This is a genomic window from Chamaesiphon sp. (assembly GCF_041737865.1).
Taxonomy (GTDB): domain Bacteria; phylum Cyanobacteriota; class Cyanobacteriia; order Cyanobacteriales; family Chamaesiphonaceae; genus Chamaesiphon.
Genome location: NZ_JBGSQZ010000006.1, coordinates 1 through 13,146, shown reverse-complemented (window position 1 = coordinate 13,146; position 13,146 = coordinate 1). Strand labels below are relative to the sequence as shown.

Sequence of the window (13,146 nt, the reverse complement as noted above, 5' to 3'; positions counted from 1 at the left end):
GGTTTCCTGGAAGGCTTGAGATTAATTACTCAGGAATATGGCGCACTGCTGGTATTCGATGAAGTGATGACTGGCTTCCGCATCTCTTACGGTGGAGTCCAACAGCGGTTTGGCGTGACTCCCGATCTCACGACGATGGGGAAAGTCATCGGTGGTGGTTTACCAGTCGGAGCTTATGGCGGACGCAAGGATATCATGTCGATGGTCGCACCTGCGGGGCCGATGTATCAAGCTGGGACACTATCGGGAAATCCCTTGGCAATGACAGCGGGAATTAAAACGCTGGAACTGCTCCAAAAACCAGGTACTTATGAGTATCTAGACAAAATCACGAAGCGGTTGAGTGATGGCTTGCTGCAAATTGCCAAAGAAACCGGACATGCTGCTTGCGGTGGTAGTGTGAGTGGGATGTTTGGGTTATTCTTCTGTGAAGGGCCAGTTCACAACTTTGAAGATGCCAAAAAGTCGGATGTGACTAAATTCGGTCGCTTCCATCGGGGGATGTTGGAGCAGGGAATTTATCTCGCCCCATCGCAATTTGAGGCTGGGTTTACTTCTTTAGCACATACAGAGTCAGATATCGATCGCACTTTAGCTGCTGCTAAAATCGTCATGTCCCAAATGTAACCTATTGAGGGTACCCCTACAGTTTGGAAGGGTACCCAAAATTATGACGGTAGTCAATGATCCTAGCCGATCGATCCTAACAGCACATCAGTCTAAATATGTCGATCGACTAATAAAGGCTTGTCTGGTTTATGAAACAAGTTGGCAAAATCTGGGTCTACATTAAGGAAAGCCGCTACTTGAGAGTGTTGTCTAGTTAGAGACGATACCTCCAACTTCGATTAATCCTCCTCATCGATCGTGTACTATGGACATTTATTGCACTCGTCCTGGCTGCAAACAACCGCTGAACTCATTTGCCGATTTAAACGACCGGACACCTTTTTTAAAAACTATACCTCAACGGCATTGCGCTGATTGTGGGATGCAGTTAGTTTTAGATGGACGATATTCGGCTCAAAAATTGCTGCACCAGAGCGAATTAAGTGTGACATTCCTCGGTATCGATCTACAAACAACCCAGCTAAAACGTTGTACGATCGAGCAAATATCGATCGATCCTAGTTTTAATCCCACTCAGTTGGATCTGGCGACAGATATATTTTATCGTGAGGCTGGAATTTTAGAAAAAATAGGTAAACATCCTAAAATTCCTCGCCTTCTCACCTCGATAGAGCTTGCTATTCCAGCTTGCCACTCCTATCCTCCACAAACATTCTTTTATTTAATTCAAGAATATATCGAAGGACAAAGTTTGCAAGATGAATTACTCGCTCAGGGTAAATTTACCGAAACAGAAGTAGTTTCTGGATTGCAAGAAGTATTAAGAATATTAGAATTCGTTCACTTTCAAGATGTCATCCACCGCGATCTCAAGCCATCAAATATTATTCGCGATTCACAAGGAAAAATCTATCTCACCAACTTTGGTGCCCTGAGGCAGCTCATAGCTGAAACTACTCGCGCTACTGGGAGCACATCTACACAAGCATCGGCTGCTGGAAATCAGGGACAAACTATTTATCCATCATCAGACTTGTATACTTTGGCAGTAACTTGTTTGAGTTTACTTACAGATAAACACCCTCAAGATTTATTAAATATCGAGACAAACCATTGGCAATGGCAGACACCAGATCTCCAAGTTAGTGATGCTTTGGCGGCGATCCTCAATACCATGTTGCAGCAGATCCCAACAGATCGATTCCAGTCAGCCAGGGATGTTTTGGATGTCTTGGATGATACTTGGGTTATCTCCGCGAGCATTACTAATTCAACTATTCCCACTGCGAATATTTCTGCCTCTAGTACTCTACATTCATCAAATCTTAGTCACGAGTCTGAAGAGGTGGGTAACAATGCTCTAGATCTCGATAGCCTATTAAAACTTCAGACTCCGCTCCACCATAACTCTTTTCTCCCGCTCGATGATGCTCCACTTCAGCTCTACAAAACTCCGGTGGAAGAAGATACTTATATCCAAACTAAGCATAAGCCTTGGGTGTTAGTTGGGGTTTTAGCTACTGGAATTATTGGTTTAATTGCCCTAGTCATCCCAAGATTTTTGTCACGTTCTACACCGATTGCCACGACAGGTGGTTCGATAGTTAGTCTCAGTAGTATTGGTGAGAGAATTTTACTTAGTAATGAGGGATCTAGAGATAATGATAAATTTAAAAATTTAAAAAGAGCTGGAGTTTTAGCGATCGCCAATCAGAGTTATGCTGAAGCTGTGACTAGCTTACAAGCAGCTCTAGCCGAAAATCCCAATTCACCAGAAACTCGTATTTATCTCAACAATGCCTTAATTGGCGATCGAAAAAGTTATACTATTGCTACTGCTGCGCCGATTAGTAGATCGCTCGATCGAGCCTCCGAAATGTTGCGAGGATTTGCTCAAGCACAAGCAGAAATGAATCAAGTTGGCGATGTAAATGAAGCTAAAATTAAACTAAGAATAGTTGATGATAGTGACGATCCAAAAACAATTGAAAATATTGCTACAGGTGTTATCGATCGATCGGAAGTATTAGGCATTGTCGGTCACAATCGCAATGATGTCACCATGAAAGCTGCCAATATTTACAATCGAAATAAGTTAGCTTTTATTGCGCCGATTAGTACAGCAAACGAATTAACCAGCACTGATAAACCATATATATTTAGAACTAATCTCAAGGGAGATACGATCGCTAGAAAGTTGGTAGATCGTTTAGTTAATTTCGAGCGCAAGCGAAAAGTAGCAATTTTCCATGTTCCTAGCATTTCATACAATGATGAGTTAAAAACTCAATTTGCCGATAAATTAGCATCTAGAGGTGGGAAAGTCGTAGGTACTTTTAAGTTCTCTAATGTCGCTACTTCGGCATCATCTACCGCTGCTGCTCCGTCTCCTTTTGATGCTGATACTTACCTCCGACAAGCTAAGGCAAGGGGCGCAGAAGCGATTCTACTATTGCCAGTTGGACGTTCCAGTCGGGAGGCTTTGAAAGTGTTAAGAATCAGAGCTACTAAATATCCTAAACTCAGTGTTGTTAGTGATACAGCTTTGTACAACACAAATACTCTCAAAGCTGGTAGAGGATCTAGGGATTTGGTGATAGGAGTACCTTGGCAAGAATCCGACAGCTCACCCCAATTTTCTACAGGTGCCAAGCAACTATGGAATACTCAAGTTAACTGGGCGACGGCTACTTCTTACAATGCTGTTAAGGCTTTGGGTGCAGCAATTAAAGCTCAAGACTCACCATCGAGAGCAAGTGTAATGAAGACATTATCTAAAAATGAATTTATGGGTGCATCTGGGAGATTTCAATTTACCAATGGTGAACCAACTGAAAGATATATTTTAGTAAAAGTCGCTAAAACCCCACCTAATTATAAATACTCTTCTGGTACTGGATATGATTTTATATCGCTCGATTAAACCTCATATTTATAAGCTGCTGCAAGATATTATTTAACTAGGGCTTGCTGAAGATCTCAGCAAGCCAATCACTGCAAGGGTTTTGAGCCTTTTTTCAGAAATCAAGTGCAAGGTTTTGACGTTGAAAGGCTCAGAACCCTTGCACTCGATCGCTTGAATCTGGCGATTGAGTGAGAATATTTGCAACAAAACCATCTTTTAGCAAGGAGTTCAGGCTTTAGAACAGCATCAGGGACTAATTCAGCAAGCCCTAACTAATTTGTAATGTTTGGATTGCCGTTTTAATTAGATCGAAATAATAAGTTTGAGTAATGTCTATCGTTTTAGTTGGTGCTGATGGTGCGCTTAATTTAGCTAACTTTTGACCCTTATCGATCGCTAAAATTTGACCTTGAGCATTGACGATCGTTAGTCGTTCTCGATCGTCAGACATACTGCAATCATAATCTCGTTCTTGATAATTAAACTTATAAGTTAGTGCTGCTACTGGTAGCCGGACACTAACTACTTCCAACTCGATCGAGCGCGAATCTTTCCAGTTATTTTCTTTAAGTTTATAGGCGATATCTAAATATTGTGGTAAAGGTGAATAGTCACCAAATCGCCACGCGATCGCTTTTATCCCTTGGGGAAATTCTGGGGTATTGACAGTAAATTTCAAATGCCCTTTACCGACAATTTTTTGTTCTAATACTCGTACATTTGCCGTCCAGAAGACTGGATCGGGATTCTCCATCCCACAAGGATGAATCGCGTCAATTTGGGCATAGAGTGACGAGTTAATTGCGGCTAGAGCCGCCTCAGCATCAATTTTGACTAAATATTTGAGATGCTCGATTTCTAGGCACTCGTGGGCGAATTCGCTCAACTTCTGTTGAAAGTTGGTGAGGTTTTCGGTAGGTAATGAGAAGCCACCTGCCGCTCGATGTCCGCCGTATTTACCTAATAGATCGTGACAGTATTCTAATGCTTGGAATACATTAAATTCAGGAATACTGCGGGCGGAACCTCTAATGTGATGTTCGTCTTCATTGGTACCGATAAATACTGGGACACCATAACGTTCGACTAACCGAGAAGCAACAATTCCAATTACCCCATGATGCCAACCAGGATGGACGATAACTAAGACGCGATTTTGGCTAATATTATAAGTACCTTGCTCGATGAGATCGATCGCTTCTTGTTCGATCTGCGTACACATATCTTGGCGTTGTTTATTTACCTGTTCGCATTGAATCGCCCTAGCTAATGCCACTCCCATATCTTGAGTTGTCAGCAGATCGATGATAATCTGTGGGTCATCAATTCTACCGATCGCATTAATTCTTGGGCCTAATCTAAATCCGATATCTTCCGGTTTCATCGCATGACTGGACTTGAGATTTTTTCTCTTACTCCCCTCCGAGGAGGGGCTGGGGGTGGGTTCCGATCCCTGAGTTCCCGACATTTCAATTAATGCTTGAATCCCAATCACCTGCGAATTCGGCAATAGTTGCAATCCCTGCTTGACTAAGCGACGGTTAATCCCCGTTAATGGTGCTAGATCCGCGATCGTGCCCAGCGTAAATAATTCTAATAACTCATCACTCAAAGATGGTTTGCCTAATCTCCGGGCTAATTCTAGAGCTAAAAGATAAGCCACTCCCACCCCCGCAATCGCTCGATACACCGAAGGCTCAGCAATCAACTTAGGATTGAGAATCGCATTCGCAGGTGGTAATACCTGAGGTAAATCATGGTGATCCGTAATAATTACCTGCAAGCCCAATTCTACTGCTCTAGCGATCGCCGCCACCGCCGAAATCCCATTATCCACAGTGATAATCAGTTTCACCCCCTCAGCGTGAAACTCTTCCACAATCCGCTGATTGATCCCATATCCATCAGACATCCGACTGGGAATCGCATAATCTACATCCGCACCCAAAGCAGAGAGCGCACGTAACAGTAATGCAGTACTAGTCATCCCATCCGCATCATAGTCACCACAAATCGCAATCTTAGACTGACGATCGATCGCCTCCACCAATATATCTAGACTAATCTCCAAATCGGGAAACTCAGTCAATGGCGAGGGCAATTCTGCCGTCTCTGGATGAATAAACAACTCAGCTTGCTCGACTGTCTCAATCCCTCGATTCATCAACACCTGTGCGAGCAATGGCGATGTGGCTTCTTCAGGTGTGAGCGTAATTCCCGCCGCTAGTGTCGTCGCCTGGAATGGATGACTCGGTGCTATTTGCCAGCGATGTTGGGGAAGCATAACAGTCTGTAGGGGCGGGAATTATCATCAGACCCGATTGTACCAGAGATTCAATTTGAACCCGCCCTCAGCTACAAATAACTTATTCCCGCATGGGCATCTACATATTGCAGTCCTATTCGATCGAGCGGAATATTGTAGGGTGTGTTATGCCTTAGGGTAACGCACCGAAGGGAATAACTACGATCGATCGCCTGACGGAAAAATAATATCCTAGCGATTCCTAGCCACACACCTGCAAATCTCGATATAATTCAGACATCAGGATGACAAACTTAGGAAAAAGAGGGTGACTGTCATGAATGTTTTTACTCAGCATACTTAAATATTTCCACTACACATAGATAGTGTCAGCAAAAATTTATCCAAGTCCTAGTGTTATATCCTTCACCCTTAAATTCATTAGCTAGGGGTACATGGTTCAAACTCATCTGTGGTGCTAGCTTTGGGCATTTGCCAGCCATTCATAGTCTGGCGATCGCGTATACATTAGCGGGTGCTGATTGTATCGATGTCGCTGCCGATTTAGCGGTCATCACTGCTGCAAAAGATGGGATGAGAATCGCTCAAAAATTAGCAAGGGCAAGTCAAAATTGGGCAGCTCCAACGATGGAGTTGCCCTGGTTGATGGTGAGTTTAAATGATGGTGTAGATCCTCATTTCCGCAAAGCAGAATTCGATCCAGATCGATGTCCGGCTGATTGTCTGCGTCCATGCGAACGCATTTGTCCGGCTGATGCGATCGATCGAGGAGTGATCGAGAGTCGTTGCTACGGCTGTGGGCGATGTTTGCCGATTTGTCCATTAGGATTGATTACGACTGGCGATCGCACTGCGACTCCCAGTAGTATCATCCCCTATATCAGCGATGGGGATGGGATCGACGCGATCGAAATTCATACTCAAACAGGACATTTAGAAGATTTTCAACAGTTGTGGAGCATCCTCGCACCAGTTGCTCATCATCTCAAACTGCTAGCGATTAGTTGCCCAGATAGTAGCGAATTAATCCCCTACCTGCGATCGATTCACGCTACCATTGCAGCCACTTATCATCCACACCCACTACCATTTACCCTCATCTGGCAAACCGATGGTAGACCGATGAGTGGCGACATCGGTGCGGGTACGACTCATGCAGCGATTAAATTGGGTGAAAAAGTTTTAGCGGCAAATCTACCTGGATACGTGCAACTAGCTGGCGGTACCAACCACTACACCGTGCCCAAATTACGGGAACGACAACTTTTACCGCCAACTACTACCAGACACGTTCACGGCGTTGCTTATGGTAGCTATGCTCGCGTCTTATTGTCACCGCTCCTCGACAAATTGGATCTTCTCGATGACAACCCAGGAAAATTAGCAGCCCATCCAGACTTATTATGGTCTGCGGTGGCGATCGCCGCTGAACTAGTCGGACAGTTAAAGGGTAATGAAGCACATCGGTTTTTAGGATTCCAGCGGGAACCACTACAGACATCAGTAGAAAGCAAAAAATAATAACCTGTAATGGACGAAAATTTAAGTTTAGGTAGAATGCAAATTACCGACGATCTCGGCCAATTATTGGCGGTACTACCGGAATCAATTCGACTGACTTTAGAACAACATCCCAAACTAGATGTGCTGATTGAAGTAGTCATGGATCTAGGTCGTTATCCTGAAGCGAGATTTGCTGATGGGGCAGAATATCTCAGCGATGTGCCGATTACCAAAGCAGAATTAGCTGATTGTGTCGATCGATTAGGCTCATTTAGTGGTGACAACCGCGCTGGCATCGAGCGCACCCTGCACCGGATTAGCTGTATGCGAAATCGCACAGGCGAAATCATCGGTTTGACTTGTCGCGTCGGTCGCGCCGTTTATGGCACCATCGAGATGATTCGCGACCTCGTAGAAACAGGGAAATCGATCCTGATGTTGGGTCGTCCTGGAGTAGGCAAAACCACCGCCTTGAGAGAAATTGCGAGAGTTCTAGCCGACGAACTCGGCAAACGCGTCGTAGTTATCGACACCAGTAATGAAATTGCTGGCGATGGTGACATTCCCCACTCGGCAATTGGTAAAGCCCGACGGATGCAGGTCGCCCGTCCCGAACTGCAACATCAAGTGATGATCGAAGCCGTCGAAAACCACATGCCCGAAGTGATCGTCATCGATGAAATCGGTACCGAACTAGAAGCCCTCGCCGCCCGCACCATCGCCGAACGTGGCGTTCAATTAGTCGGTACCGCCCACGGTAATAAACTCGAAAACCTCCTCAAAAATCCTACTCTCTCCGATCTCGTCGGTGGGATTCAAGCAGTCACCCTCGGCGACGATGAAGCACGACGACGGGCATCCCAAAAAACCGTCCTCGAACGCAAAGCACCGCCCACCTTTGAAATCGCGGTAGAAATGCAAGAACGCCATCGTTGGGTCGTTCATGATAGTGTCTCAGAAATCGTCGATACCCTATTGCGCGGTCGTCAACCGACTACCCAAGTGCGGACAGTCAACGATGAAGGTCAAGTTACCGTCGTGCGCGAACTACCAGAGATCGGCAAGAATGGCTTGATGCCCGCCCCCAATACACCCCCATCATCAAACCGTGGCTGGCGATCGACCGGACGGATGGAACCGCTACCTACCAGCAATGGATTTGGTCGGCTACCTGCCACTCTCGCCACCAATGCTTCTCAATCCACACTCGAAGCAGATCTGGGTTTTGCCCAACTCCTCGAACAAAGCTGGGACGATGATGAAGCAATGGTGTCCAGTGGTATCAGTGTGGGTGCCAATGGGCAAGAGTTACCACTCCATGTCTATCCCTATGGCATCGGACGCGATGAGTTGGAGCAGGTGATCGAAGTCTTAAATCTCCCCGTGATCTTGACCAAAGATATGGCTAATGCCGATGCAGTCTTAGCACTGCGGACACACATCAAAAATCACGCCAAATTACGGCAGATTAGCAAAGTGCGTCAAGTGCCGATTTACAGCGTCAAATCGGGTACGATTCCCCAAATCACCCGCACGTTGCGCCGAATGCTACACATGGACGATCCGGGTGTCCCTGAAGATGCGGATCTGCGTTTATTTGCCGCTAATGGCAGTGAGGACGAAGTAGAAGCTCTAGAGGAGGCTCGATTAGCTGTCGAGCAAATCGTCATTCCCAAGGGTCAACCTGTCGAATTATTACCTCGATCTGCTTATGTCCGCAAGATCCAGCACGAACTCATCGAACACTACCGCCTCAAGTCTGCTAGTTTTGGAGAAGAACCCAATCGAAGATTACGGATTTTTCCAGCCTAGATCTAGGCTTTGGGCTTTAGGCTTTAGGCTTTAGGTCAAGATAAGGTTTTAGGCTGTAGGGTGTGTTAGCGATAGCGTAACGCACCAACTCACGATCGATTGGCGATCTAATCGCAAGCCCATAAAGCCTAAACCCTAAACCCTAAACCCTAAAGCCTAAAACCTAAAGCCTAAAACCTAAAGCCTAAAACCTAAAGCCTAATCCCTAGTCCCTTGACAAGAGCAAACCCGATCGATTAGATTGAAAAGTAGTTTGGGGCCATAGCTCAGTTGGTAGAGCACTGCAATGGCATTGCAGGGGTCAGGAGTTCGAGCCTCCTTAGCTCCATTAAGGGATAGACAAATACTCAGATTGGTTGGTATAACTTAAAGCAGTCAAAACCACTGCCGATCGTGAGTATAGATATTAATTCATTAATCAAAGGTCAATCGATTCGGTTTTGCGATCGTCGCACCGATATCGATCTCCATCAACTGCAAGCACTACTAAATAAAAGTGCATTTTGGGCGGTCGATCGTCGGATTGAAGACCTTCAAATTGCGCTCGATCGCAGCGAACCTGTAGTATCAGCTTGGGATAATGAAAAATTAATCGGTTTTGCTAGAGCCACTTCCGACGGCATTTACCGTGCTACGATTTGGGATGTAGTAATTGATTGCGACTATCAGCGGCTAGGTTTAGGGCGCAAATTGGTAGAAACCACGCTCGGACATCCATCGATGCAGCGAGTTGAAAGAATTTATCTCACCACTACTCATCAGCAAAGTTTTTACGAGCGGCTAGGCTTTTTAGCCAACCACAGCACGACAATGATTCTCGATCGATCCAAACGATACACAGAAGGGGCTTGAGTCCCAAAGGAAAAAATTCTCCCTGCCAGCTCAAATATTAACATTTGTAAACATTCTGAGGATAAATCTCGATCGAATTGAGCTGAATCAAAGTGCTGAAACCACTATGATGCCATCTGTGTGGCGGTTTGAGACGAGAGGGCAACAGCCGATGAACTGGGGTGAGATTACCTTGCCTCCGAGCTAGGAAGCGGATAACATAATGTTTGAGATTATTTAAATAATAAGATTCGTAGACACCTATTTTAAGGAGGATCGTAGTCGATGGGACTACCCTGGTATCGTGTGCACACAGTCGTCCTGAATGACCCAGGTAGACTGATATCCGTGCATTTAATGCATACAGCTTTAGTTGCTGGTTGGGCTGGTTCGATGGCTCTGTTTGAGCTATCCAACTTCGACCCTAGTGACGCAGTTTTCAACCCCATGTGGCGACAAGGAATGTTCGTCATGCCGTTCATGGCACGGCTTGGGATCACCAAATCTTGGGGTGGTTGGAGTATCGTTCCAGGTGAATCGGCAGCAGATGCTGGCTTCTGGTCTTTTGAAGGTGTAGCTACAGCGCACATTATTCTGTCTGGGTTGCTGATGTTGGCATCCATTTGGCACTGGGTCTACTGGGACTTGGAACTGTTTACAGATCCTCGGACTGGAGAGCCTGCGCTAGATTTACCCAAAATGTTTGGGATTCACTTATTCTTATCTGGACTCCTCTGCTTCGGCTTTGGAGCATTCCACCTGACTGGTTTATTCGGCCCAGGCATGTGGGTAACAGATCCATTTGGCATCACCGGACATGTAGCTCCAGTTGCACCAGAATGGGGGCCTTCTGGATTCAATCCCTTCAATCCTGGCGGCGTAGTCGCTCACCATATTGCGGCGGGTACCGTCGGCATTATTGCTGGTTTATTCCACTTGACTGTTCGTCCACCAGAGCGGCTTTACAAAGCTCTACGGATGGGCAATATCGAGACTGTACTCTCTTCGAGTATCGCCGCAGTATTCTTTGCAGCTTTTATCGTTGCTGGTACCATGTGGTACGGCAATGCTACAACACCCATCGAATTATTTGGGCCGACTCGCTATCAGTGGGATAGCGGTTATTTCCAACAGGAAATTCAACGTCGCGTTCAGACTGGCATAGAAGATGGTAGGACTGAAGCCGAAGCATGGCAGGCAATCCCTGACAGACTGGCATTCTATGACTATGTAGGTAACAGCCCCGCCAAAGGTGGTCTATTCCGTACGGGGCCAATGAACAAAGGCGATGGTATCGCTCAAGGTTGGCAAGGACATCCAGTATTTAAAGACTCTGAAGGTCGAGTACTGAGCGTTCGTCGCCTACCGAACTTCTTTGAAACATTCCCGGTAATCTTAACTGACTCTGAAGGCGTGGTTCGTGCAGACGTACCGTTCCGTCGGGCAGAATCCAGATACAGCTTCGAGCAAGCCGGAATCACCGCTAGTTTCTACGGTGGTGCTCTCAACGGTCAAACCTTTACTGATGCAAATCAAGTCAAGCAGTTTGCTCGTAAAGCTCAAGGTGGCGAAATTTTTGAATTCGATCGCGAAAAACTCGGATCTGACGGTGTTTACCGGACTAGTCCTCGCGGTTGGTTTACTTTTGGTCATGCTGTATTCGCACTATTCTTCTTCTTCGGTCATCTCTGGCACGGTTCGCGGACAATCTACCGCGACGTATTTGCTGGTGTAGAAGCCGATATGGAAGAGCAAGTCGAGTTTGGTCTATTCAAGAAATTGGGAGACCCCAGTACTCGAAGAAAAGAAGCCTAAAAATTTGGATGTCGGGTGGGGACTGGGTTTCGCCTAGTCCCTCGCCCTGTCCTGGCTAGTGTTAAACTAAAAGTGATCCTAGAGGATTCTCACAATGGAAGCAACTATTTATATTTTGGTAACAGTATTGGCATTGGGTACGGTCTTTTTTGCGATCGCATTTCGCGAACCACCCAAAATTCCTCGCAAATAAGCAACAATTCAGTTTAGTCACAATCTGAGCTAATCTAGAGAAACCTCTAGACAGCTCAGATTTTGCTTTTTAGGGCAGTTTAGGCTTTAGGCTTTAGGTTTTAGGCTTTAGGCTTTAGACTTTAGGTTTTAGGAAACATAACTAGTCACCCAGTCACCCAGTCCCCTCCCCGCTCCCAACTCCCCAATGCAATGTCCCTACTGCCAATATACAGATAGTCGTGTCCTTGAGTCGCGATCGACAGAAGCGGGGCAAAGTATTCGCAGACGGCGAGAGTGTCTCCAGTGCAGACATCGGTTTACTACCTACGAACGGTTAGAATTTGTCCCAGTCACAGTGATCAAACAAGATTCTCGCCGTGAGTATTTCGACAGATCCAAACTGCTGCGGGGGATAATTCACGCCTGTCAGAAAACTGGACTCACACCCGATACGCTCGAATCGATCGTCGATGAGATCGAATCCCAACTGCAAACTCGATCGCTCAGAGAGATAACTACCGCCGAAATTGGCGAACTGGTACTTAGAGAATTGCGCCCTTTGAGTGAAGTCGCCTATATCCGATTTGCGTCTGTATACCGTCAATTTCAAGGGATTCGTGACTTTGTAGATACATTACATCAATTGAATGAAGTCAGAAGTCAAGAGTCGGAAGTAGCCAATTTAGCTGAAACAGCAGAAGCACCGCGCTCAATCCGCCTCGGATGAACGCCCTTGGTACATGCGAGTGAGCGGACGATTCCACCCGTCAGTAATCTGACAAGCTTCGCTCTTAGCAGATGGACGGGTGGATGTTGTCGTTCACAAATCCCTTAACTATTACAGCACTTCCGGCTGTCACGAGGTACACTTTTTTATCCTTAGCCTACTTGCTGAATAGCTTTCATGAACTAGGCTGTACCTCGTGACAGCCGGAAGTGCTGTAAATTTGAAAGTAGAAGAAAAAAAGTTCAGAGATTTTTATCAGACGATCGATGGTGTTTAATCTAGCAGGTATAGCAACAGCCAAGGCTGTTAGGACGTAAACTAGAGTAGATACCTCACTAGTATTCCAGCAATGTCAAAACCTTACAGTTACGATTTTCGGAGAAAGGTAATCGAAGCAATTGAGCTGATTGACGGACAAAAGTCCGTAAGAATTATCGTAAAAGCTGATGAGTAATGGGTTTGAGGAAAAAAGAGAGGAGAACTGTTAAACTGTTTTTATCCAAAAAACCAGTACAGCTCGAATGCTCGAAACCTCCTCTCGTC

At 45.8% G+C, this 13,146-nt stretch carries 10 protein-coding genes and 1 tRNA gene; 9 read left to right on the top strand and 2 right to left on the bottom strand.

The features are described 5' to 3' along the window. Together ACEW9J_RS00320 and ACEW9J_RS00315 are read left to right on the top strand one after the other, a co-directional pair. Positions 1–627, top strand: a 627-nt coding sequence (locus tag ACEW9J_RS00320) for an aminotransferase class III-fold pyridoxal phosphate-dependent enzyme (protein WP_373543163.1), incomplete at its 5' end; no start/stop codon positions are given. A 247-nt stretch (positions 628–874) separates the two neighbouring features. Continuing rightward, complete coding sequence (locus tag ACEW9J_RS00315; protein ID WP_373543162.1) at positions 875–3,493, top strand: ABC transporter substrate-binding protein; 2,619 nt, start codon at positions 875–877, stop codon at positions 3,491–3,493. A gap of 33 nt (positions 3,494–3,526) precedes the next feature. Here the strand turns inward: ACEW9J_RS00315 and ACEW9J_RS00310 are convergent, their stop codons facing one another. Continuing rightward, a complete protein-coding gene (locus ACEW9J_RS00310; protein ID WP_373543161.1) occupies positions 3,527–3,688 on the bottom strand; it encodes a hypothetical protein in 162 nt (53 codons plus the stop codon). A gap of 55 nt (positions 3,689–3,743) precedes the next feature. Next, complete coding sequence (locus tag ACEW9J_RS00305) at positions 3,744–5,759, bottom strand: DHH family phosphoesterase (RefSeq protein ID WP_373543160.1); 2,016 nt, start codon at positions 5,757–5,759, stop codon at positions 3,744–3,746. Positions 5,760–6,134: 375 nt separating this feature from the next. Between ACEW9J_RS00305 and ldpA the strand changes: the two genes are divergently transcribed. From ldpA to nrdR, 7 genes are all read left to right on the top strand, one after another. Then, positions 6,135–7,262: a circadian clock protein LdpA gene (gene ldpA / locus ACEW9J_RS00300; RefSeq protein WP_373543159.1), complete on the top strand. Its 1,128-nt coding sequence runs from the start codon at positions 6,135–6,137 to the stop codon at positions 7,260–7,262. A gap of 36 nt (positions 7,263–7,298) precedes the next feature. Further along, complete coding sequence (locus ACEW9J_RS00295; RefSeq protein WP_373543164.1) at positions 7,299–9,056, top strand: R3H domain-containing nucleic acid-binding protein; 1,758 nt, start codon at positions 7,299–7,301, stop codon at positions 9,054–9,056. 255 nt (positions 9,057–9,311) lie between these two features. Further along, a tRNA-Ala gene (locus ACEW9J_RS00290) sits at positions 9,312–9,384 on the top strand. A 65-nt stretch (positions 9,385–9,449) separates the two neighbouring features. Next, complete coding sequence (locus ACEW9J_RS00285; protein WP_373543158.1) at positions 9,450–9,908, top strand: GNAT family N-acetyltransferase; 459 nt, start codon at positions 9,450–9,452, stop codon at positions 9,906–9,908. 264 nt (positions 9,909–10,172) lie between these two features. Beyond that, positions 10,173–11,702, top strand: a complete 1,530-nt coding sequence (gene psbB / locus ACEW9J_RS00280) for a photosystem II chlorophyll-binding protein CP47 (protein WP_373543157.1) — start codon at positions 10,173–10,175, stop codon at positions 11,700–11,702. Between the two features lie 94 nt (positions 11,703–11,796). Next, positions 11,797–11,895 carry a photosystem II reaction center protein T gene (locus tag ACEW9J_RS00275; RefSeq protein WP_373543156.1) on the top strand — a complete coding sequence of 33 codons (99 nt, stop codon included), beginning with the start codon at positions 11,797–11,799 and terminating at the stop codon, positions 11,893–11,895. Between the two features lie 186 nt (positions 11,896–12,081). Further along, complete coding sequence (gene nrdR / locus ACEW9J_RS00270) at positions 12,082–12,603, top strand: transcriptional regulator NrdR (RefSeq protein WP_373543155.1); 522 nt, start codon at positions 12,082–12,084, stop codon at positions 12,601–12,603. Positions 12,604–13,146: the final 543 nt, after the last annotated feature.